Genomic DNA, 23,323 nt, shown 5'->3' with positions numbered 1-23,323 from the left:
TCACAGGAGGTGAACGGTAAAGATGTCGGCGACGACCGCGGCAACCGATGAGCGCCCCGTAGGCGTGCATCGGGTACAACTCGAGGTCACCGGGATGTCCTGCGCAGCGTGCGCCAGGCGGGTTGAGTCGGCGCTCAACAAGTTGCCGGGAGTGCGGGCGTCGGTGAACTTCGCCACCCGAATGGCAACTATCGACGCCGCTGAGGACACCCAGGCCACCGCGCTGTGCGAGGCGGTTGCGCGAGCGGGATATCAAGCCGAGCCGCGCAGCGCCGGCGGTGCGGGCGAGGCCGATCCCGACGCCGATCACGCGCGATATCTGCTGATCCGGTTGGCGGTCGCCGCGGTATTGTTCGTGCCCTTGGCCGACATGTCGGTGATGTTCGCCGTGGTGCCCAGCACCCGCTTCGCCGGCTGGGAGTGGGTGCTGACTGCACTGGTCATCCCGGTCGTGTGTTGGGCGGCGTGGCCATTCCACCGAGTCGCGCTGCGCAACGCGCACGCGCTGGGCGCCTCCATGGAGACGTTGATCTCCGTCGGCATCACCGCCGCCACGGTGTGGTCGCTCTACACCGTCTTCGGCAGTCGGCGGCCCATCGAGCACGCGGGTGTCTGGCAAGCGCTGCTGGGAAGCGACGCCGTCTACTTCGAAGTCGCCGCGGGGGTCACGGTGTTCGTGCTGGCGGGACGGTATTTCGAAGCCCGCGCCAAGTCGAAGGCCGGCGGCGCGTTGCGTGCCCTGGCAGCGCTGACCGCTAAAGACGTCGCAGTCCTGCAGCCCGACGGCTCGGAAATGGTCATCCCGGCCGACGAACTTACCGAACAGCAGCGCTTCGTGGTCCGCCCCGGTCAGACAATCGCCGCCGATGGCCTCGTCGTCGACGGGTCGGCCGCGGTGGACATGAGTGCGATGACGGGCGAAGCCAAGCCGGTCCGGGTGAATCCCGGCGCAAAGGTCGTCGGTGGCACGACGGTACTCGACGGCAGGCTGATCGTGGAGGCCGCCGCGGTGGGTCGCGACACCCAATTCGCCGGAATGGTTCGCCTCGTCGAGCAGGCGCAGGCGCAAAAGGCCGACGCGCAGCGGCTCGCCGACCGCATCGCCTCGGTGTTCGTTCCGTGCGTATTCGCGATCGCGGTACTGACCACCGTGGGATGGCTCATCGCCGGCGGTGTACCCGATCGGGCGTTCTCGGCCGGACTTGCCGTACTTGTCATCGCCTGCCCGTGCGCCCTGGGACTGGCGACCCCGACCGCAATGATGGTGGCATCCGGTCGCGGCGCCCAGCTCGGGATATTTCTCAAAGGCCAGCACTGTCTGGAAGCCACCCGGGCAGTGGACACTGTCGTTTTCGACAAAACGGGCACCCTGACCACGGGCCAGTTGGCGGTCAGCGCGGTGGTGGCGGCGCCGGGCTGGCAAGCCGACGCGGTGCTCGAACTGGCTGCGACGCTGGAAGCGGCCTCCGAGCACGCCGTCGCACTGGCGATCGCCACGTCAAGGATTGCGCGGGAACACGTGGCGAACTTCCGCGCAGTACCCGGGCGCGGAGTTTGTGGCACGGTGGCGGGGCGGGCGGTACGGGTGGGCAAACCATCATGGATCGCTTCCTCGTCGCGCAGCTCGGCGACGATGGTCGCGGCCCGGCGTAGCGCCGAATCACGTGGTGAGACAGCCGTTTTCGTCGAGGTCGACGGTGAGCCGTGCGGGGTCATCGCGGTGGCCGATGCGGTGAAGGACTCGGCAGCCGATGCCGTTGCGGCACTGCACAAGCGCGGCTTTCGAACCGTGCTGTTGACCGGCGACAATCCAGAATCGGCGGCCGCCGTGGCCGCTCGGGTCGGTATCGACGAGGTGATCGCCGATGTCCTGCCCGAAGGCAAGGTCGACGTCATCGAGCAGCTGCGCGACCGCGGCAGGGTGGTCGCCATGGTCGGGGACGGCATCAACGACGGTCCCGCACTCGCATCCGCCGATCTGGGTGTGGCCATCGGACGCGGCACCGACGTCGCGATCGGCGCCGCCGACATCATCCTGGTCCGCGACAACCTCGAGGTTGTGCCCCTGGCGCTCGACTTGGCCGCAGCGACGATGCGCACCATCAAAATGAACATGGTCTGGGCATTCGGCTACAACATCGCCGCAATCCCGATCGCCGCCGCCGGACTGCTCAACCCGGTGATTGCCGGTGCGGCCATGGCGTTTTCGTCGTTCTTCGTCGTCTCGAACAGCTTGCGGTTGCGGAACTTCGGGGCCACTAGTGCTCTAGAGCGTGACTAGGCCGCCGACCCATCGGTAGGCCACAGATGACCGCGGCGCCGGCCACGGGCTGCGTTGTCGGGCAACACGATATCGGGCTCGTCCGCGGCGCTATCCGGTGCCGGCCGCGGCGCAGCAATGCTTCGCCACACCATGGTCGCCAGGACCGCGCCGATCACCACCGGGATGTGCGTCAGGATCCGTGTGGTCGTGACGGCGCCGGACAATGCATCCACGACAACATAGACCGTTAGGACACCGACGAACACCGTCAAGACACCCGCAAGACCCGCAGCGGCACCCGGCCACACCGCCGCGCCCACCATGATCACACCGAGTGCGATCGACCAGGATGTGGATTCGTTAAGCAGGTGGTGCCCAGAACTCATGCCGTGCGCGGGTGCCAGCCCGAGGTTGAGGCCCACCCCTTGCACGACCGCCAGCGCAATTTGCGCGATGCCCACGGCCAACAACGCCCATCGTTGCCAACTCATCCGTATCCGTCTCCGCGGCGGCACTCGCCGGATCCTGAGCGGGCCAAGAGGTGCGCCAACACGCCGCGGCTGGACCAACCCCCGCAGGTCGCTAGCCTGGCTAGCCACCCGATCGAACCAGGCGCGGCAAGCGGCGCACCCATCGAGGTGCTCATCGACCCGTGCCGCGGGCACCGGCTCCCGCTCGCCGTCGAGTCGGGCGGAGAGCGCCTCGCGGGCCACTTCACAGTTCACCTCTCTATAGTCGCGCAATACCGACGGAATGTTCCCATCGGTCAACAGGCTAGGCCGAGAAACACCATGAGCGACCGTTCGATGTCCGCCATGAGCGCTGCGGATACGCGACCGAACCCGCTGCCCAAGGTTGGACCGGCGGATGGTGGTGATCTTGTCGATCACGGCGTAGCCAGGTCGAGCGATTCCGGTGGTCATCGGTACCGCGATTCGCGCTATGGTCGCGTCAGCCACAGTCCTGGTCAATGGGATGACGAATGACCGATTCGGTTGCGGAGAACAGATCGTCTTGAATGATCAGCGCCGGGCGAGGCTTGGCCGCCTAGCAACCCCCCGAGACGGTCCAGAGCTCACCACGGTTTCCCCGTGGTCACCCAGGGCGGAGATCGCCTCGACGAAGTCCATGTCATCGCTGTTCCGGTCGGCTTCGGCCAGCGCCAGCGCTTCTCTGTGCGCCGCTTCGGCAAACTGTGGCGACCGAACGTCGGGCACTCACACCTGCACAGGCGGTAGCCACGTTCACGCATACGTTGGCGGCATTCGCTGGCTCGCCGTGTCGATGATGCACCCATACCTCGACTGTTGTGTTGCATGTCACGCTGTTGCATGCAACGGCGGCATGAATTGTGGCCACGGTGGCAACTGGTAGTCCGATGCCCATGTTGATTACAGGTTCCGGATGATGACGACGCTTATGGCCGACCCGACCGGACCCGTTTAGTGATCCAAGCCCTGGCCGTTGTTGGGGGGCACCGCGCCGGGCTCGAGACATTGGCCGACATCACAAAGGTCTCAAGCCAGCGGATGCAGGAGTGGGCCTGCAAAGTCGATACGCTGCGCGGTCGACAAGTACAGACGGGCGTCAGGGATCGTGCGGGTGCCGAAATGAAACGGGATAGCGTCGGGCACCAAGACGCGGACGACCCGCCACCCCACCGATTCCAGCACATCCTTCGACGTTAGATCTACGAACAGCGCCTGGCCGAAATCGGTTACGCTAGAAACGGTTCCGACCGTTCGGCACGCACGGCGAGCGCCCAAGCCGAACGGCCACGGCACTGTCGAGGCGTCACGCTGCGAATACAGCAGGCCGTGGTCATACGGTTCGACGGGCACGATGCGACCCGCCGCAAGTGAACGTGCGCGGCCGATCATCGACGGCAGTTGAAGGGCCCAGCTCAAACCGCGGTAGACCTGAGCCAGCTCAAGGACCGCGTTAGTCATCGCTTTTGCGGCGTCGTCCCCGGCACCCAAACCGAGCGTGAATCCAGGCCTGCTCGGCGACGGACTGCGCGGCCAACAGGACGCGGAGGCAACGACCACGCCATCGCGTTCGCCGAGAATAAGTACCCGCAGCCGCAACTCGTGCGCTGCGAACGGGTCCTGCAATTCCGGAGCCAGCGCGTTGTCCGCGACTACCTCGCAGGCGGAGCTCAGTCCGTACCAGACCGAAAAGAACTCGTGTCGTTCGATGACCTCGCGAAACGCCGACGTGATCGCGCTAGCCTCATCCACCCCGCAGGCTAGACCGTTCGACGACATCGGGGCACTGCGCGGGGTACGCCACCGAGGGGGCAGATTCAGATAGACCGATGCGGCTGGTACCCACACGTGCTCCTGCGCGCCGTCGATCACTCGAGCAGCGACCCACGGGCGTGGCGCGGTCGGATCCTGGCCTGCGGCCGCAGCTGCCGCCGAACTCATGCCGCTCAGATATGCAGGATCGACCGCGGTCGGAAGCTCAGCGTGGCAGGCGGTGACCACGGGCACGCTAACGACGCTGGCACAGTAGCGCTCTACGGCTTCGCCGAGTCCGGACCGAATCGCGTCGGGCTTGCTCCAGCCCTTGCCAGAGGCGCCCGTCCAGATCGGCCGGTCTGGATTCAGCGAACTATTGGCCAAGCGGACGATCATCACATGGGGCATCGGCAGCTCACCCTCCGCAGGGGGCAATTCTTTAATGGTCGTGACGATGCCCGCGGTTTCACCCACTATGTTCTGCGGCGCGCGTAGCTTGGGCGGCTCAACGGCAGCGTGCCAACACGTCGGGCATTCCGGCAACGGCACAACCGGCTCAACGCGGACATAGCCGTCAGACGCGATTCTGGCCAGTTGATATGGGATTTCGGCACGACCCCGTTGGGCATCGACCGTGCGCGCGGCGAGATGCCGATTGACTTCACTCCGCTGCGAGGTGCTCCACTGCGAGTCTGTGACAGGTTGGTCAAGAGCCGCCGCCAAGTTCGCTTCAGCTTCGGCGGCCGTCAGGCGCTGTCGGTCAATCGCCGCTGCGCGCCGGCGCCGCCAGCACCGCTCACACAGCCTGCCGTCGCCGAGCAATGGACTTATCACGACGTCGGCGCCATCGGTCTCGATGTGCACGACAAAGCTGTCGATGAGGTGCCCGGTCACGCGTCGTGTGGTTGTTGCGTTGGTCATTGTCCCCGCGCTCCGAGGACCATGCCGCCGACAACAACCTGATTCTCATGAAGCCCGGCCACAGACTGCCGCTCGAGCTGGCCCCAGCCACCGCCGACAATGCAGCTGCCGGCACCGACCGCAGTGGCGGCCAGTGAGACGGTTTGATAGACGGCACCGACGTCGCGCAGGATGTTGGCGTAGGCGATGCTCGCGTACTTGGCGGCCATCACCGCGTAGTCTGCGGCGAATACCAGACCGATGCAGGGCAGCGGTTTGATGATTCCGCAAGGGGCACATAATGTCTCGATCAGCTCCCGCGCTCGCACAGTCGAGTCTTGGAGGATTTCGAGTCGGTGCTGTGCGTGCCGGTATATGCTCACCCCGGCGAAGGGGCCGGTGCTGGCGACCACTGTGGTGATTTCGTCGAGAGCTCCCGCGCTCGGATAGGAATGCCGAACCATGTCGCCTGTGTTGGCTACATGGGCGGAGTGCGAGCGGAGCGCCAGACCGAGGATGGTGGCCAGCGCGGAGGCGCTCAGCGGCTCGGCACTGAAAACACGGCAGGACCGCCGCTTTACGAATACTTCGTCCAGCGGAGTGGTACATGCCTCTGGTTCGGGCAGTGGGTGAGTATTGATATTGCTGCCGGTGCCGTTCAGCGGGGCCTGAGGGAGACTGGCTTCACGGCGCGCGCCGTAAGCGATGGCCGTGGCGGCACCATGCACGGACACCGAGTGCAACAGTTCATCATGGAACTCCCATACCGGTTTCCGCTCGGCATGGCCGGTGAGATCGATAAGCAGACCATTGTCGAGAAGCAGTCTTTCGACGGCGGTGAGGTCGCTCGCTTCCGGCGCGCCGATAAGCCGGGCAAAGTCGACGGCGCTAGGTTCGATGTCGACATGAGGCGCGCCATCGGCACGATAGAGGGTCCAGCCGATGCGCCCGCGCCGCAAGAACACCGACTCGTGCAGTCGAACTTGTCGGGTACGCTGGCTCGCCGTTGCAAGCGTCGGACAGTGCGCTATTGCCAGTACCCGGCCGTCGCCGGATAGGACTTGTTCCTCAACGATGCGCGAGCGGCCCAGCGCCGCAATCACCGCCACAGCTTCCGGGCCGATGGCAGCGAAACCGCCGGTAGCTAACGGCGATGGCAGCGGCAGCCGCATCAGGAGGGTCTCGAACGCTGGCGGCAGGTTGGGCAGTTGTACTGCACCAGTGGGCGTTTCAATGTAACCCGCCCGACCGCGTACCGGGGCATGCCGATTGCCCGGGCTGAATGACAAGACCCGTGTGTCGATAGCGCTATCGCCGCGAGGTGACAAGTCCGTTTTGCACGTCGTCGCGCATCTCCTCGTATGGGCAGTGCAAGCTCAGCATGTCACCGTTCGACCATCCCCGAAGCCACGGTCGCACGTCGTCACTGCGGACCTCGAACGACCCATCGGGCAGGATGCGGCCGACGTTGTTGCGCTCGTCTTCGAAGCCGACTGTGCACTTGGCGAGGCGCCCGTCGGCGCGAACTACCCAGGCGTTCGGCTTCGCGGCGTAGCATACATAGGAGGAATCACAGCCCTTGCCTTTCTTAGGCTTTCGTCGTTGTACCTCCGCCACACGTACCGACAACCGCTGCACCACAGCGGACGCCTCAGAAGGACGCAGCACCGAAAAGTCGCCCTGGTTGGGGCCACCCAGGTCGACTATGGGGAAGAAGTATGCCGAGAAACGTTCGTCGTCGAGGAAGGTCTCGATCAGATGCGTCGTGAACTCGTCCAAAACGTCGACGTTGGCTGGAGTCACGTGCACTCGGAGGTCGATGTGCGTATCGACATCACTAGCGCGAATCTCGTACAGATTTGTTTGGATTCGCTCGAATGTGCCCCGCCCTCCCCGCAGCTTGCGAGTCAGATCGTGGCTTGGTGCCGGCCCGTCCAAACTGACGTGTAGGTGGTCCACACCGACCGCGGAAAGCCGCCGCGCGTAATCGGCGGTGAGCAGCACGCCGTTTGTGGTAATCGAAGACCGGTACTCGACAAGAGGATTGGCGTGCGACAAAATCTGCGCCAGTCCGCTGATCTCCTCAATAATATCTATCGCCAGCAGCGGTTCGCCGCCGAACCAATCTAGTGTCAGTCGGCGCAATTCGGGCACCCGACGGGCAATCAACTCCTTTACCGCCGCAACGACCCAGTCCTCCATCCGGCCGACTGCAAATGTTTCGTAGCAGTACGTGCAACGAAGATTGCACTGCTCTGTAGGCAATAGTGTCAATTCAAGTGCGTCTGCGGCGAATGCATCCGCCGCGGCCGTCCAGTAGTCGCGCACAGGCAGGATCGTCACGGTAAGCTCCTTTGGCTCGACCGCGCCTCTGCCACCGAGTGTTGCTGTATTAGGGACTCGGGGCCTGTCGACGCTGCAGCAGCCGATGTTCTTGAGTTCGAGTTCGGCGAAATCTTCGGCCGACTTGCGCTACTCCGCGGTTACGCTGCAGCAGCCGACATTCTTGAGTTCGACTTCGGCGAAATCTTTGGCCGACTTGCGCAACTCGTCGGTTACGCTGCAGCAGCCAACATTCTTGAGTTCGAGCTCGCCGAAATCTTTGGCCGACTTGCGCAACTCATCAGTTACGCTGCAGCAGCCAACATTCTTAAGTTCAACTTCGGCGAAATCTTTGGCCGACTTGCGCAACTCATCAGTTACGCTGCAGCAGCCAACATTCTTAAGTTCAACTTCGGCGAAATCTTTGGCCGACTTGCGCAACTCGTCGGTTACGCTGCAGCAGCCGACATTCTTGAGTTCGAGACTGGCCGCGGCGCTAATCGTGTCGTTGCTGCCCAATTCACGTAACCGTTTCACGACTGCCGGATTAGAAATTATTGCCCGGCCCTGGTCATCGAAATCGATATCTGCAGGAGAAATATAATCCCCACCGGCCATACCACATTCCCCTCCCCGATAACGCGATCGCCAACTTGGCTAGAACGCGTTAGCTGAAAATGCGTGTGAGCGCAATGTGAACATGAGCATAATACGGTCGTGTCAGCGCTGTCAACGGGTCGCGTTGACTCGTCAATAATGTCCACGCGGCCGTCAATAATGCCCACGTAGCCGGTTCATCGCCTGACGAGAGCGCCTGTAGCCGCGGCGTGACAAACTACACACATGCGGAGCGCATTCGCACCTCAACTTGGCGGCACGACCCTCGGATCGTCGCTGCTTGAGCAGTCACCTACCATTCCGACACCGTACGAACTGTGCCCCTCTATTCCAGTTCAGACTTCAGAACAACAGAGATTCGCTTTCCGTTGCGGACGTTTCATGCGACGTTGGACGGAGCTATCTGCGATTTCAACGGCCGGTGATTCCGGCTCGGCTGACGCCCGGAGGAGCTACAGGCCGAACTCGGCACCACATACCAAAAGTTGAGCTGCGGGAGTACGTGTAATGCAGAATGTGCCCTTGAACCTGCTTGCGACGTTGGACCACGCCTTACGACCTGCGCTGCCGTGGATGGTGGAATCAATTGAACGTCAACTCGATTCAGCGCCCGAAGCCGATGACACCGGTTTGGCCCGTGTCTATGCGGTTGTCAAGTGCTTCAATCTGGGGGCGCTGCTGGCAGCAATGTTCGGCCGAACGGATCTGGCGCGGCGACTGTGCGAAACTGAGATCGGTTGGCTCGAGAGGATGGCCTGTGCTGGGAACAACCGGGGCGTGATTGCCTACGCGTTCCAGCCCTGGGTAAACCTTGCGCGCCTGGATCGCGTCGAGGGCCACTATGACCGGGCCGTCGAGAGGCTCGATGTCCTTCGCCGGGAATGGCAGACGAAGTCGGCAACCATAGGCGCTGCCTCGCTCGCCCCTGGCGACTGGGACCAGCTGCTCACCCAAGTCGAGGTGCTGCCACAGTTCCTGCGATACAACTGGACCCATGAGAACCTGCTCTGCGCCCTGCGTGACGGCGCGTATGACCGCATCGACGAGATCGCCTCTGCGCTCGATGGTTACGAGTGCGAGCTCCATCTGCGCCACATGCTGGATGAGGCGCACCTGATCGTTGATCGTCTCGTCGGTAAAGCGGGGAGCACCGTCGCCGACGTGTACTGGCAGCATGCAACCGAACCACCGTTGGCGGCGGTGCGCGACGTCCGGCTCGCGGAGTTGAACCTGGCTCGCGGCGGTGCAGAACTCGTCGACACCGCCATCCTCGACTTGACGGCACGACGTCTTCTGGGGAGCACAGTACGCCCGTGGGAACTCGCCGTCCTGCAACACATCGTCGCCCTGATGTGGCAGCTAGACGAGCGGTTGGCTATGCATTGGGCTGCATCGGCCTACGATGCTTCGCGCATCGTAGGCGACGAGGTGTTCGAGGCGTGGTTTGTCGCGGTGTGCGCCGAGGGATCGGGGCGTTTGCCCGTCTGGCAAAAGCGGGCAGACGAATTAGCGCGGCGATCCTGGCACAGAGCCGTTCGACTCGGTGATCATCACGATCACGATGCCCGCTGCGCCACCATCGACCGGGTATCGAGCCGGCTCCTTGACATCGGATCACACCACCCCGCGGCACGAGCAACGCGTCGGAATTCTCCAGGAAATCATCCTGGCCCACGGCCGCGCGTAGGTGGTAACGACGTCGACCCACCAACAATGGTGCACGGGGTTCGAACAAATACCGGTGACCGCCGGCGCGCCACCGCTACGGTGCGCTTTGCGAGCAGGCGGATCCTCCCGCTGGGACCGGTGGTCGACGAACACACCCCTGACGTCGTTCGTTGGCGCATTGAGTCGTTCGATTTTGCGGACCAACCTACATTCGCGGCGAAACCCTATGCGTATGCGATCAAATCGGCCACGCCAGTTAGCCTGTATGTGCTCGCTCGCATGACATCGGCATGCCGGCAGATCTTCGGAGTCGACTTCGACGAGAACCAACTGATGGTGACGGTTCGGGTCGACGAAAAAGATCGGTACACGCAGCGCCAGGGCGCACACATCGACTGGTGCGCGGGGACCACTTTCAACGAGAGCGAATGGCAGAGTCCTCCGCCACACCGGCCTGATCCTGGTTCGTTCCTCTGGCTGGGAGGTTGCCACTCGATCGACTGTGTTCTGGGTGGCCCGCCGACCGAGTTCTTCCTCGATGAGCAAGACGGGGTCGTTCGGCTGCAGCAAGATTCTGGCGGGGACTGGAAGATCGCGGCGATCGACTTTTTGAGCCTTGGCACGGCACAACCAGGCATGACCGGCCAGATCGTCTATCGGCCGCCCTATACAGTTCACCAGTTCCCGCCGGTTGAGAGGTGGCGGGGCGCCAATCGTCAGCGGTTATTCATCTCATTCGACTACCGGGTCCGTGCCAGCCGTCGCGACTAGCGCAGGCATGCCCATCCCGCAAAAGAGTGCCGCGTCGTCAAACCGCGACAGGCTGTTCACCCAACGGCGAGTGCATATTGGCAGGTCAAGACATATTTCTCTAAGTCGGGCTGACAGGATTTGAACCTGCGACCACTTGACCCCCAGTCAAGTGCGCTACCAAACTGCGCCACAGCCCGGTGCTGCCGGTGACGCCACCGGCGGCAGGTCGAAAGCCTACCGTAGACGCACCCCAGGCCCGCGACGGCCTACTCGACCTGAGAGCCAGCTTGCCCGGTCCGGACCCAGTGCATCGACCAGTACGCGTTCTTCCTATAGGGCAGGGGCAACTGCGACGACAGGTCGAGCGGAAACCGTCAAGGTCGCTGTGCCGCAGACGAAGTTATCCACGTAGTTGGGCACCAGGCAACGTTTCGCCTCGTGGCGGATGTACCGTGCGCCCCTCGGCGCGGTATCCACGCACAGCGGTTGCCGCGGCGCGGACCGTGCCGATCGCAGCACTCAGCGGCGCTTGGCTGCCCGCTTTTCGCGTACCCGAACGTTGACCCGGATCGGGCTACCCTCGAACCCGAACGACTCGCGCAGTCGCCGTTCCAGAAACCGTCGGTAGCCGGCCTCCAGAAAACCGGTCGTGAACAGCACGAACGTCGGTGGCCGGGCGGTCGCCTGGGTGGCGAACAGGATACGTGGCTGCTTACCACCGCGCACCGGTGGTGGCGTCGCCGCCACCACCTCCTTGATCCAGGTGTTCAGCGGGCCGGTCGCGATCCTGGTGTCCCAGGACGCCAACGCGCCCTCCATCGCCGGCACTAGCTTCTGCACGGCTCTCCCCGTCTTGGCGGAGATGTTTACTCGCTGCGCCCAGCGCAGCTGTACCAGTTCGCGATCGATCTCGCGCTCCAACAGCTCGCGCCGGTCCTCGTCAACCAGGTCCCATTTGTTGAACGTCAGCACTAGCGCCCGCCCGGCCTCGATGACCATCGACAGCACCCGCAGATCCTGTTCGGTCAGCGGCTCCGAGGCGTCGATCAGCACGATGACCACTTCGGCCGTGTCGATGGCCGCGTGGGTGCGCACCGAGGCATAGAACTCGTGCCCGCTGGCCTGACCGACCTTGCGACGCAGTCCAGCGGTGTCAACGAATCGCCAGACCTTCCCGCCCAGGTCGATCAGCGAATCCACCGGGTCGACCGTCGTCCCGGCGACCTCGTGCACCACCGACCGCTGATCACCGGCCAGCTTGTTCAGCAACGAACTCTTGCCTACGTTGGGTTTTCCGACCAGTGCCACCCGCCGCGGACCGCCGCCCCCCGGTGCCGACTCCGCTACCTCGGGCAATGCGGCGAGCACCTCGTCGAGCAGGTCGCCGACGCCGCGGCCGTGCATCGCGCTGATCGCATGCGGCTCTCCGAGCCCCAGCGACCATAGGGCCGCCGCATCGGATTCGCCTTTCTCGCTGTCAACCTTGTTGGCGGCCAAGAACACCGGCTTGCCGGATCGCAGCAAGATGCGGGCGGCAGCCTCATCGGCGGTAGTGGCACCGACGCCGGCATCAACCACCAAGATCACCGCGTCCGCGGTGCGCATGGCCACCGACGCCTGCTCAGCCACCAGCTGCTGCAAGCCCTTGGCCTCGGGCTCCCATCCCCCGGTGTCCTGGACGACGAACCGCCGTCCGGTCCACAGCGCCTCGTAGGACACCCGATCACGCGTCACGCCGGGAACATCCTGCACCACCGCTTCGCGGCGGCCCAGGATCCGGTTGACCAGAGTCGACTTGCCGACATTGGGCCGACCGACTATCGCCACCACAGGCGCCGGTCCGGACTCCCCGACCTCCGAATCTTCGAGTTCCCAATCGCTTTCGTCGGCCCAGGTGCCGTCCTGGATCACCGTACTGCCTCGCTTTGCTGAGTCACCAAGTCCAACAGGTGAGCGACCACCTCGGCCTCGGTCATAGCGCTGGTATCGACGACCACCGCGTCCGAAGCCGCTCGCAGCGGCGACACCGCCCGGGTGGAATCGAGATGGTCGCGCCGGCGCACGTCGGCCAACACCGCGTCATAGTCGTCGGGCAGACCCGCCGCGACATTCTGATCGTTGCGGCGCCGGGCCCGGGTTTCGGCAGACGCGGTCAAGTAGATCTTCACCGGCGCGTCGGGCAACACCACGGTCCCAATGTCGCGGCCCTCCACGACGACGCTGCCTGGGCCCTCGACCATGGCGCGCTGCAGGTCGACCAGCCGGGTACGCACCGCGGGTACGGCCGACACCGCCGACACCGCCGCGGTGACTTCATCACCGCGGATCTCCGTCGAAACATCTTTTCCGGCAAGGGAACAACCGCTCAGATTGGGGTCGTAACCCACTGACAACTCCGCCGTCGTCGCGACCGCCGCAACGGCATCGGCGTCTGCCGGGTCAATTCCGGCGCGCAGCACCGCCAGCGTCACGATCCGGTACATCGCCCCAGTGTCCAGGAATCGCGCCCCCAAAGCACGTGCCAACTTCCTTGATACGGAGGACTTTCCGGTTCCAGCCGGACCGTCTATCGCGATGACTACGTCGCGCACGGCCCGCTGGTGCGCTGCATTCCCATTCGTCTCGTACCCGTCACTCACCGCGTTCGTTCCGCTCACAGGCCGACCGCCTTGTACAGTTGGCCGATCTCGTCGAGGCGCAACGCCCGGACGCTGCCCGGGCGCTGGTTTCCCAGCGACACCGCGCCGATATCGGTGCGCACCAAGGCCTCCACCGGGAAGCCCACCGCCGCCAGCAGCCGGCGCACAATGCGATTGCGTCCCTCGTGCAGCGTCACCCGCAGCAGCGTCTTGCCCGGGATCGCATCCACGACGGCGAAATCGTCAACGCGCGCCGGTCCATCGTCCAGCTCGACGCCGGAACACAATTTCTTGCCCAGTCCACGCGGCACTGACCCGGTCACCGTCGCCAGATATGTCTTGGGCACTTCGTGGGAGGGGTGCATCAACCGGTGCGCCAACTCGCCGTCGTTGGTCAGTAAGATCAGCCCCTCGGTGTCGGCGTCCAGGCGCCCGACATGAAAAAGATTCTTGGTACCCCGGACCTTTCGTTCGATCAGGTCGCCCAAGCACGGGCGGCCGCGATCGTCGGACATGGTCGAGTGCATGCCGCGTGGCTTGTTCAGCGCCAGGTACACCAGCGAGTCATCGACGACCACCCTGGCCCCGTCGACATGGATCACCGAAACGTCCGGGTCGACCCGAGTGCCCAACTCGGTCACCACCTTCCCGTCCACCACCACCCGGCCGTCGATGATCATCTTCTCCGCAGCCCGCCGGGACGCAATCCCGGCCTGCGACAACACTTTCTGCAGGCGGACTGCCCGGGTCTCTAGGAACTCTTCCGGCTCGACCATCAATCGCGGTCCACGTCAAACGACAGTGTCTGCTCGGGCGCCTGACCACCACCGAGTTTGATGAACCGTGGCTCACTGTCCAGGGATTCGCTCAGATCGTCGATGGTGTCGACGTCGGGTAGCAGCGGTGCGATATCGGGCAGTTCGGACAGCGATGTCAATCCCAGACGCTCCAGAAACAGCTCGGTGGTGGCGAACGTTACCGCGCCGGTGTCGGCGTCGGTGCCAACCTCGGTGATCAGACCGCGCGCCAATAGCGTGCGCATGACGGCGTCCACGTTGACACCGCGCACCGCACTCACCCGCGCCCGCGTGACCGGTTGCCGGTAGGCCACCACGGCTAGGGTCTCCAGCGCGGCCCGGGTGAGCTTGGTTCGCGCACCGTCCAGCAGCAGCTTTTCGACATAGGGCGCGAACCGAGCGCGGGTGTACACCCGCCAGCCCTCGCTGGTGTGTCGCAGATCGAAACCGCTGTCGCGTTCGGTGAGCTCGTCGGCCATCAGCCGCAGCTTCGCGGCGACCCGGTAGACCGGCTGTTCCGTGGCCGCGGCGAGCGCGTCGGCATTGACCGGGGTGTCCACCACCAACAGCAACGCCTCCAGCACCCGACCGAGCTCGTCGGCATCCAGCTCCGCGGGCTCAGCGATCTCCGGGATGCCCGGGATGCCATAGCCCAAATCGTGATCGGGCATATCTTCGGTCACCAGCGCCGCTCCTCCTCATCGCTGCGCTCTGCATCGTCGCCGGCTTCAGTCACCAGCGCCGCTCCTCCTCATCGCTGCGCTCTGCATCGTCGCTTGCGCGCGGTCATGATTGGTCTCGCACATCTACGAAGGCCTCGCTGGTCGGCCGTTCCCCGGTCCACGAAACCTGGAGCACGCCAAGCGGCTCTGACTGCTCGAATGCTACCGCCCGGGTCCGATACAGTTCGAGCAGCGCCAGGAAGCGCCCAACGATCTCGATCGGCGCCGTACAGTCGGCGACCAACTCCGAAAATGATGCCCACTGGCCGCTGCCCCGCGCTTCCAGCATCGCCAGCACGTGTTTGGCCTGCTCGGGAACCGAGACCATGAGCTCGTGCAGATGCTCGATGGCCACCGTCGGCACTGGTCGCGGCGTCAATGCGATCGCGGCGATCTCGGCGAACCGGTGAGCGTCGACGCCGAGCATCACCTCGGGAAGCAGCCCGGCGAAGCGGTCCTCCAGCGACACCGCGCGTGGATAGCTGCGCAACGCGGTGGCCTCCAGCTCGGCGAACATCTCCGCAACGTGCTTGAACGCCCGGTATTGGAGCAACCGGGCGAACAGCAGGTCGCGTACCTCAAGAAGCGCTAGGTCTTCATCGTCGTCGACCTGTCCGGCTGGCAGTAGCCGGGCCGCTTTGAGATCGAGCAAGGTCGCGGCGATCACCAGGAACGCTGTGGTCTCCTCCAGTTCCAGCCGAGCACCGATCGCTTTGGTGTAGGCGATGAAGTCGTCAGTGACCTGATGCAACGCCACCTCGGTGACGTCGAGCCGATGCGCAAAGATCAGCTGCAGCAACAGGTCGAACGGGCCCTCGAAGTTGGTCAGCCGGACCCGGAAACCATCCGCGTAACCATCCGGGCAGCCGTTCTCAGGTGCCGTATCACCGTTCGCGACGCCGTTCACACGCCGAATCGGTCGATCAACTCGCGAGCCAGCGCGCGGTAGGCCAGGGCACCCGCCGACTTCGGGGCCCAAGTGGTAATGGGTTCGCCCGCGACGCTGGTCTCGGGGAAACGAACCGTGCGGGTGATCACGGTGTCGAACACTAGATCACCGAACCGCTCCACGACGCGGGCCATGACCTCTCGCGAGTTGACGGTCCGCGGGTCGTAGCGGGTGAGCAAGATCCCGCTGATATCCAGCTTCGGGTTGAGCCGGTCACGCACCTTGTCGACGGTATCGGTGAGCAATGCCAGGCCGCGCAGCGAGAAGAACTCGCATTCGGTCGGGATGACCACGCCGTCCGCGCAGGCCAGCCCGTTGACGGTGAGCAGGCCCAGCGACGGCTGACAGTCGATCAGCACATAGTCGTAGCGGTCCAATACCGGGTACAGCGCCCGGGCCAAGGTTTGTTCGCGCCCCACCTCGTTGACCAGTTGGATCTCCGCCGCGGACAGGTCGATGTTGCTGGGGACCAGATCCATGTTCTTGAGCCGGGAGTGGAGCAGCACGTCGTCGATCGACACCCGGGGCTCCACCAGCACGTTGTGGATGGTCTTGTCGAGCTCATAGTGCGCCACGCCCAAGCCCGCGGACAGCGCGCCCTGCGGATCCATATCCACCAGCAGCACCCGCCGGCCGTACTCGGCGAGCGCGGCGCCCAGGTTGATCGTCGAGGTGGTCTTCCCGACTCCACCCTTCTGGTTGCACATCGCGACGACCTTGGCCGGGCCGTGCGAGCTGCGCGGCTGCGGGTCAGGGATCGCCCGGGGCGGCCGTCCGGTGAGGCCGATCTCGATGCCGCTGTCGGGGTGCTCGGTCATACCCGGTCGCGGCTCGTGGTGACGGGCGTCAGGGTGGACATCGCAGGAAAGTCTAACGGCTGCCTACGCCTGGGCCAGCAGACCCGCAGGCAAATCAACCAGCCAATTCGTCAGGTTGATTGTAGGACGCTTCTTAGCTTGTCGCGTTGCTTGTGGTCAGCGAAGGAGGTGATTTGGTTTTCGATGTGCGGTGGGATCTTCTTGATATTTACCTCGACGCCGTCCATCTCGGAGTGGTCGATGAAATTCAGCAAGGCACGGGCACCGGAAGTGTCGAGGTAGGTGACGTGTTCGAGGTCCAGCGACACATCGTCATGGCCGTTGCGCAGGGAGCTGAACACACCGTCGACGGACAGGAACGACAGCGGTCCCTCGATGCGGTACGTGCCGGTGTCGTCCTGGGTGACCTTGGCTTTGCGCTGCCGGGATCTAAGCCCATGGACGATCAGCGAGAGGACGATTCCCACCATCACCGCGACGGTGAGATCGACCAGGACGGTAACGATCATCGTCGCGAACAAGACGATGACATCACCTTTGGGTGACACGTGTGCCTTACGCATGGCCTTCCAGTCGAACATGCCGACGGCAACGAGTATCAGGATTCCCGAGAGCACGGCAAGTGGGATGTATTCCACCACCGGACCGAGCCCAGCCACGAACGTGAACAGAACGACACTGTGGGTGGCCGCCGACACCGCGGTGCGGCCACCATTTCTGATGTTCACCACCGATCGGACGGTCGCACCGGCGCTGGCCAGCCCGCCGAACAGCCCGGTGGCGACATTTCCCAGCCCCTGGCCAATCAGTTCTTTGTTGCTGCGGTGCCGGGTTCCGGTGATGCTGTCCATCACGACCGACGTCAGCAGCGAATCGATGGATCCTAGGAGCGCGATGGCCAGCGCCGAAAACAGCAGTTGCACAGCCAGCGAAGCGCTGACCTCCGGCACATTGAACGACGGCATGGCCTCTGGGATCTCGCCGATGTACTCGACCGCCCGGTTGATCGAGACCGGCCCAATCCTGACGTGCTCCACCCAAGGCTCGATAATCGGCAGCGTCGAGGTGATCAGCACGAGGACTATCAGGCTTGGCGGAATCGCTTTGATGAGCCTGCCGGATGCCAGCAGCAAAACGATCGTCACCACTACGATCAGGAAGCTGTTCCGCACCTGACCCAATTGAGTCATGATGATGATCAGCGCAATTCCGCCCATGAACCCAGAGACCACGGGGCTGGGGATGTAGCGGATGAGCGAACCGAGCCGACACACCCCGAACAGGATCTGAAAGACGCCGCCCATGATGAACGCGACGAAGGCGGCCTCGAGCCCGTGGGCGGCGATGGTTGCCGTGGCGACGACCGTGATTGGGCCGGTGGGGCCGGTCACCTGGCCGGGCGTCCCGCCGAACACCGCCGCGAAGAATCCGGCGAAGATGGCGCCGTAAAGCCCGACGAGCGCGCCCTCGGACGTTCCGGTGGCGGTGATGCCGAACGCTATCGCCAACGGCAGTGCAACGATCGCGACGGCCACCCCGGATAAGAGCTCTTTGGCGATTCGTTGTAACACCAGGCAAGCACCTTCTAGCCAAGCGAACCCGAACCCGACCCGCTGCGGGCCGGGTTGCCGACCAGACTTTCCGGCACTCCCTGCCCTAAACATGCCGCAAAGACCATGGATAAGGCAACCCCTGCCGTTGCCGAGGTTTGCCCGCAGCGATCCTAGCCAATACCCGCGACTCGGCCGACCGGCTGCCGCCGTATGACATGCTGTGCGCCATGCGGCCGAATCCGTCGCTCGCCGGCACCGACTTCCCGATACTGGGCTGATGGCCATCGACGATCCGGGCACAGACCGAAGTTCCGACCAGCTCGACGCGAGGCTGCTCCGCATCGCCGGCGTCTGTGTCCTGGGCACGATGATGGCGATCGTGGACACGACGGTGGTCACCGTCGCACAGCGCACCTTTGTCGCCGAGTTCGACACCACCCACGCCATCGTCGCCTGGACGATGACGGGCTACACACTCGCGATGGCCGCCGTGATCCCACTGGCAGGTTGGGCCGCCGACCGGTTCGGCACCAAACGACTCTTCATGGGCTCGCTCGCGGCGTTCACACTGGGCTCGCTGCTATGCGCGATGGCGCCAAACGTCATACTGCTCATCACATTTCGGGTGGCACAGGGCCTCGGCGGCGGGATGTTGCTACCCCTGGTCCTCACCATCCTGACCCACGAGGCAGGTCCCAAGCGGCTGGGCCGCGTAATGGCGCTGCTGGGCATCCCGATGCTGCTCGGCCCGGTCTTCGGGCCAGTGCTGGGCGGCTGGCTGATCGATAGTTATGGCTGGGAGTGGATCTTCTGGATCAACCTTCCGATCGGCCTGACCGCCTTCGCCCTCGCGGCGATCGTCCTGCCCTCCGATCACCCGACGCCGTCGGAAACCTTCGACTTCCTCGGCATGCTGCTGCTGTCGCCCGGCCTGGCAACGTTCCTTTACGGGGTTTCGGTCGTGCCAGAGCGCGGCACGCTGACCGATCGTCAGGTGTGGATACCGGTGACCATCGGTCTGATATTGATCACCGGGTTCGTTTTCCATGCCCTCTACCGAGCGGATCATCCGCTGATCGATTTGCGGCTGTTTCGGAACCGGGTGGTGGCGCTTTCCAACGCAGCGATGCTTATTTTCATGGCCGCCTTTTTTGGTGCCGGGCTGCTGTTTCCGAGCTACTTTCAGGAATTGCTGCACCAGACGCCATTGCAGTCCGGCATGAGCATGGCCCCCCGGGGCATCGGTGCCCTGCTGACCATGCCGTTCGCCGGATTGCTCGTTGACCGACGTGGACCGGGCCAGATCCTGGTGGTCGGCTTCGCACTGATCGCATCGGGCATGGGCATCTTCGCCTACGGGGTCGCGAGCCAGGCCGACTACCTGCCCACCCTGGTCACCGGGTTGACGATCATGGGCATGGGCATGGGTTGCGCGATGATGCCGCTTTCCGCTGCCGCTGTGCAGACCTTGGCCCCCCGCCAGATCGCGCGGGGGTCGACCCTGGTCAACGTCAATCAGCAGGTAGGCGCGTCCATCGGAACTGCACTGATGTCGGTGATCCTGACCAGCCAGTTCAACCGAAGTGCGAACATTTCCGCCGCCAATACGATGGCGAGCCTGCGCGAGGACGCCGCCCGGCGCGGGGTACCCATTGACCCGTCGACGATTCCGGAACAAGCACGGACCCCCGATTTTCCAGCCAACCTGCTGAACGACCTCTCACAGGCCTACACCGTGGTGTTTGTGGTCGCGGCCGCGTTGGCGACGTTGGTAATCATCCCGGTGGTGTTTCTGCCGAAAAGGCCGGCGGGCGCGATACAGACCTAATGTCCAGTCGCTCCGGCTCGGCAGCGCGCGACCCATATCGTCGATGTAGGCGTCAAGCTCGTTATCGGCCATCGAGATAGTGACCTCAATTCCGGCAGCGTGCAAAATAAAAATCTTGAAGATTCTATCGGCCCACTCCGAAAATGGCCGCCAGTCCGGTGTCGGGACACCCAGCCGGCGCGAGACGCAACGCGAACCGGCGCGTGCTGGCGGGCCGCCGGTCCTATGGGTAGCGCACAGGCGTTGAGAACTGAGTCACATCCGGAAGCGACGGGCGAAGTCAGCCGGCCCCTCGGACGGTGCTTCCAGTGCAGCGATGATCCCGAAAAGCCCGCTCGGCTGAGCCCGGCAGTCGCCCATGCGTGGCGTCATTGCGTGCGACTTTCCCTGGCGAACCCAAGACCGAGCGCCTATTCTTCACCAGGGCCGCAACAACTTTCGCCTTGCCCGCCTGCCCGGAAACAAGGATCGGTGCGGTTGCCGACGTGGATCGCGGTGCCGCGACGCCCGCCGGTGCACCGACCGTTCTACCAATGGTCGTGATGCAAATTTCGTTCACACCATACTAAATACCCCTATAGGGTATTTACATGAATTAAACATGGCTGAAATCTTTCTTGCAGAAGATCTCCTATAGATATTAATGTGATAGGCCACAGTTGCATTAGTGATTGCTATCACACCGACACCGGTGTCGAGCCAGCCCAACAGTCTCACAACGAGGCGGATTTCGATGACCCTCGATGTCCCTGTCAGCCAGGGGTATGCCCCCCCGGGCACCGCTACCTGGTGCCCGGGTGGGGTCGACGCCGTCGGCGTCGGCAGCACCCACCGGGCAATCAACTTTGGGGCGTTACCTCCCGAGGTCAACTCCGGGCGCATGTACAGCGGGGCGGGATCGGGGCCCCTAATGGAAGCGGCGGCGGCCTGGGACAACATTGCCGCAGAACTCTCCTCGGCGGCGACGAGCTACGATTCGGTGATCTCCGAGCTGGCCAGCATGCGGTGGTGGTCGGGGCCCGCGTCGGATTCGATGGTGGCCGCCGCCCTGCCCTTTGTCTGCTGGTTGAGTGCAACCGCAACGCTCGCCGAGCAGACCGCGATTCAGGGTAGGGCGACGGCGGCGGCCTTTGAGGCGGCTTTTGCGATGACGGTGCCCCCGCCGGTGATCGCGGCCAACCGGACATTGTTGACGACGCTCATCGCGACCAACTGGTTCGGACAAAACACGCCAGCGATCGCCACCACCGAGTTGCAATACGCCGAGATGTGGGCCCAAGACGCCGCCGCGATGTTCGGCTATGCCAGCGCCGCCGCGCTTTCCTCGGTTTTGACTCCGTTTGCACCGCCGCCGATAACCACCAACCCGGCCGCCCTGGCCGGCCAGACCGCCGCGGTGGACCAGGCCGCCGGCACCACGGCAGGCACCTTCGCGTCAACGTTGTCAGAAGCGACCGCCCACCTCATCAGCGCCGCTGCGCTGGCCGCGGTGCTAACACAGCACACCGCGGTAGCGGCGATTCCATGGAGCGACATACAGCAGTACTGGATCATGTTCCTTGGCGCCCTTGCTACCGCAGAAGGGTTCATCTACGACAGCGGTGGCTTCACTTTGATGATTCTTGGGACCGCGGGACAGCTGTTGTGGGCGCCCGCGGCGGCGACGGCCGGTGCGGGCGAGGTAGCGGCCGGCGCGAGCGGAGCCGCTGCGTGGTCGGCCTTGTCGCAGATGGGCGCGGGACCGGTGGCCGCGAGCGCGGCTCTGGCCGCCAAGATCGGACCGATGTCGGTGCCGCCAAGCTGGTGCGCTCAGCTCGCCACGCCCCAGGCGCCGCCCGCGGGGATATCGGTTCCTAGTATTCGCGCCGCCACTGAGGTCGGTGAGGTATCGGGCCTCCTCCGGGGTGTACCGACGCAGGGCAGGAGTCGCGCCGCCCACACGGGACGCCGATACGGAGTACGGCTCACCGTGATGTCTCGCCAACCGAACGTCGGATAGCGCGCGAAATGACCGACGGCCGCCGTATGACACGGCCCGCGACGAGGTAAGGAGTGCATAGCGATGGATTTTGGGGCGTTGCCACCGGAGGTCAACTCCGGGCGCATGTATTCCGGCCCGGGGTCATCACCCACAGTTGCTGCCGCGTCGGCCTGGAACGGGCTGGCCGCGGAGCTGAGTTCGGCGGCCGCCGGCTACGAGAGGGTGATTGCGACGCTGAACACCGAAGAATGGCTGGGTCCGGCGTCGGCATTGATGGTCGAGGCGGTCGCCCCCTACGTGGCGTGGATGAGAGCCACCGCCGCCCAAGCAGAGCAAGCGGCCAGTCAGGCGCGCGCAGCAGCGGCCGCTTATGAAACTGCATTTGCCGCCATGGTGCCCCCACCACTCATCGCAGCCAATCGTGCTCAGCTAGCTTCGCTGGTAGCGCGCAACGTGTTCGGGCAGAACACCGCCTCGATCGCAACCACCGAAGCTCAATACGGTGAAATGTGGGCCCAAGACTCGATGGCCATGTATAGCTACGCGGGTTCCTCGGCGACCGCGGCGAAGGTGACACCGTTTGCCCCGCCGCCGCACACCACCAGCCCCGGCGCCGCGGCGTCGCAGCTGGCCGCAGTCGGCAAAGCTGCTGGCACTGCAGCCGGTGCGGCGCAGAACACGATCGCCGAGCTGATCGCTAACCTGCCCAGCACGCTGATGGGGCTCACCTCGCCCCTCTCGTCCCTCTTGACGGCCGGAGCAACCCCGGGATGGCTGGATTGGTTCATCAACTGGTACTTGCCCATATCACAGCTTTTCTACAACACCGTGGGTTTGCCGTATTTCGCTATTGGTATTGCCAACAGCCTCATTACATCGTGGCGGGCGCTGGGATTGATCGGACCCGAAGCCGCCGAAGCTGCCGGGGCACCGATCGCCATAGCCGAGGGCGCCGTACCGGCGGCGCTCGGCGAAGCGGGGCCGGTAGCCGCCGGTCTGGGCAACGCGGCCGCCATCGGCAAGCTATCGGTGCCGAGCACCTGGGCGGGGGCCGCCCCGAGCTTGGCCCCGACCGTGGGTTCGGCCTCCGCACCGCTGGTTAGCGACATCGTCGATCAACCGGAGGCAGCGGCGTCGGGAAACCTGTTGGGTGGCATGCCGATGGCCGGTCCGGGCACCGGCGCGGGGGGTGCAGGTCCTCGGTACGGGTTCCGGGTTACGGTGATGTCTCGGCCGCCGTTTGCCGGATAGCGCGAGGCCGTCTCCGCT

The 23,323-nt window shown here is 64.3% G+C and carries 19 protein-coding genes, 1 tRNA gene and 1 pseudogene; 6 read left to right on the top strand and 15 right to left on the bottom strand.

All coding sequences use genetic code 11. The annotated features are described in order from the left end of the window. The first annotated feature begins 22 nt into the window (after positions 1-22). A complete protein-coding gene (locus AADZ55_RS11185; protein WP_119185017.1) occupies positions 23-2,281 on the top strand; it encodes a heavy metal translocating P-type ATPase in 2,259 nt (752 codons plus the stop codon). On the opposite strand, the gene AADZ55_RS11180 is transcribed toward AADZ55_RS11185, so the two are convergent. From AADZ55_RS11180 to AADZ55_RS11155, 6 genes are all read right to left on the bottom strand, one after another. After that, positions 2,278-2,988: a zf-HC2 domain-containing protein gene (locus tag AADZ55_RS11180; RefSeq protein WP_085325941.1), complete on the bottom strand. Its 711-nt coding sequence runs from the start codon at positions 2,986-2,988 to the stop codon at positions 2,278-2,280. The genes AADZ55_RS11185 and AADZ55_RS11180 overlap by 4 nt on opposite strands. A gap of 297 nt (positions 2,989-3,285) precedes the next feature. Further along, the gene (locus tag AADZ55_RS11175; protein WP_242670187.1) at positions 3,286-3,480 is read right to left on the bottom strand and encodes an antitoxin MazE-like protein; all 195 of its coding nucleotides are present in this window, start codon (positions 3,478-3,480) and stop codon (positions 3,286-3,288) included. Between the two features lie 300 nt (positions 3,481-3,780). Next, positions 3,781-5,427 carry a YcaO-like family protein gene (locus AADZ55_RS11170; RefSeq protein ID WP_085325859.1) on the bottom strand — a complete coding sequence of 549 codons (1,647 nt, stop codon included), beginning with the start codon at positions 5,425-5,427 and terminating at the stop codon, positions 3,781-3,783. Further along, the gene (locus tag AADZ55_RS11165) at positions 5,424-6,578 is read right to left on the bottom strand and encodes a SagB/ThcOx family dehydrogenase (RefSeq protein ID WP_133056434.1); all 1,155 of its coding nucleotides are present in this window, start codon (positions 6,576-6,578) and stop codon (positions 5,424-5,426) included. Before AADZ55_RS11165 ends, AADZ55_RS11170 begins: the two co-directional genes overlap by 4 nt. 136 nt (positions 6,579-6,714) lie before the next feature. Beyond that, positions 6,715-7,749 (bottom strand): radical SAM protein, encoded by a 1,035-nt coding sequence (locus AADZ55_RS11160; RefSeq protein ID WP_165759419.1) that lies wholly within the window; start codon positions 7,747-7,749, stop codon positions 6,715-6,717. A gap of 129 nt (positions 7,750-7,878) precedes the next feature. Next, positions 7,879-8,346: a hypothetical protein gene (locus AADZ55_RS11155; RefSeq protein ID WP_341286293.1), complete on the bottom strand. Its 468-nt coding sequence runs from the start codon at positions 8,344-8,346 to the stop codon at positions 7,879-7,881. Between the two features lie 573 nt (positions 8,347-8,919). On the opposite strand from AADZ55_RS11155, the gene AADZ55_RS11150 reads away from it, so the two are divergent. Then, entirely contained in the window at positions 8,920-10,785 is a 1,866-nt protein-coding gene (locus AADZ55_RS11150) for a hypothetical protein (RefSeq protein ID WP_133056433.1), read from the top strand. A gap of 105 nt (positions 10,786-10,890) precedes the next feature. On the opposite strand, the gene AADZ55_RS11145 is transcribed toward AADZ55_RS11150, so the two are convergent. The 9 genes and pseudogenes from AADZ55_RS11145 to AADZ55_RS11110 form a co-directional block, all read right to left on the bottom strand. Continuing rightward, positions 10,891-10,964 (bottom strand) — tRNA-Pro (locus AADZ55_RS11145). A gap of 322 nt (positions 10,965-11,286) precedes the next feature. After that, entirely contained in the window at positions 11,287-12,678 is a 1,392-nt protein-coding gene (der, locus tag AADZ55_RS11140) for a ribosome biogenesis GTPase Der (RefSeq protein WP_085325850.1), read from the bottom strand. Further along, positions 12,675-13,358 carry a (d)CMP kinase gene (cmk, locus tag AADZ55_RS11135; RefSeq protein WP_085325939.1) on the bottom strand — a complete coding sequence of 228 codons (684 nt, stop codon included), beginning with the start codon at positions 13,356-13,358 and terminating at the stop codon, positions 12,675-12,677. Before cmk ends, der begins: the two co-directional genes overlap by 4 nt. Positions 13,359-13,420: 62 nt before the next feature. After that, positions 13,421-14,185: a pseudouridine synthase gene (locus AADZ55_RS11130; protein ID WP_085325848.1), complete on the bottom strand. Its 765-nt coding sequence runs from the start codon at positions 14,183-14,185 to the stop codon at positions 13,421-13,423. After that, a complete protein-coding gene (scpB, locus tag AADZ55_RS11125) occupies positions 14,182-14,886 on the bottom strand; it encodes an SMC-Scp complex subunit ScpB (protein WP_085325846.1) in 705 nt (234 codons plus the stop codon). The genes AADZ55_RS11130 and scpB overlap by 4 nt, the downstream gene beginning before the upstream one ends. Before the next feature lie 13 nt (positions 14,887-14,899). Continuing rightward, a pseudogene (locus AADZ55_RS23580) lies at positions 14,900-15,009 on the bottom strand (hypothetical protein); the annotation flags it as partial. Continuing rightward, entirely contained in the window at positions 14,990-15,832 is an 843-nt protein-coding gene (locus AADZ55_RS11120) for a segregation/condensation protein A (protein WP_085325844.1), read from the bottom strand. The pseudogene AADZ55_RS23580 and the gene AADZ55_RS11120, both read right to left, overlap by 20 nt. Then, positions 15,829-16,692, bottom strand: a complete 864-nt coding sequence (locus AADZ55_RS11115) for a ParA family protein (RefSeq protein ID WP_085325842.1) — start codon at positions 16,690-16,692, stop codon at positions 15,829-15,831. Before AADZ55_RS11115 ends, AADZ55_RS11120 begins: the two co-directional genes overlap by 4 nt. Before the next feature lie 110 nt (positions 16,693-16,802). After that, on the bottom strand, positions 16,803-18,263 hold the full coding sequence (locus AADZ55_RS11110; RefSeq protein WP_085325840.1) for a SulP family inorganic anion transporter: 1,461 nt from the start codon (positions 18,261-18,263) through the stop codon (positions 16,803-16,805). Positions 18,264-18,400: 137 nt separating this feature from the next. Here AADZ55_RS11110 and AADZ55_RS11105 point away from each other — a divergent pair, with 137 nt between their 5' ends. The 4 genes from AADZ55_RS11105 to AADZ55_RS11090 all read left to right on the top strand — a co-directional run bounded on the left by AADZ55_RS11105 (position 18,401) and on the right by AADZ55_RS11090 (position 23,305). Beyond that, a complete protein-coding gene (locus AADZ55_RS11105) occupies positions 18,401-18,523 on the top strand; it encodes a hypothetical protein (protein ID WP_278248618.1) in 123 nt (40 codons plus the stop codon). Then, positions 18,523-20,073, top strand: a complete 1,551-nt coding sequence (locus AADZ55_RS11100; protein ID WP_085325838.1) for a DHA2 family efflux MFS transporter permease subunit — start codon at positions 18,523-18,525, stop codon at positions 20,071-20,073. The genes AADZ55_RS11105 and AADZ55_RS11100 overlap by 1 nt, the downstream gene beginning before the upstream one ends. A gap of 838 nt (positions 20,074-20,911) precedes the next feature. Further along, a complete protein-coding gene (locus AADZ55_RS11095; protein ID WP_207569115.1) occupies positions 20,912-22,072 on the top strand; it encodes a PPE family protein in 1,161 nt (386 codons plus the stop codon). Positions 22,073-22,135: 63 nt separating this feature from the next. Continuing rightward, the gene (locus AADZ55_RS11090) at positions 22,136-23,305 is read left to right on the top strand and encodes a PPE family protein (RefSeq protein ID WP_085325832.1); all 1,170 of its coding nucleotides are present in this window, start codon (positions 22,136-22,138) and stop codon (positions 23,303-23,305) included. Positions 23,306-23,323 lie beyond the last annotated feature (18 nt).

The organism is Mycobacterium decipiens, assembly GCF_963853665.1.
Lineage (GTDB): Bacteria > Actinomycetota > Actinomycetes > Mycobacteriales > Mycobacteriaceae > Mycobacterium > Mycobacterium decipiens.
The sequence above is the reverse complement of the archived record's forward strand: the minus strand, read 5'-3'. Positions and strand labels throughout refer to the sequence as shown.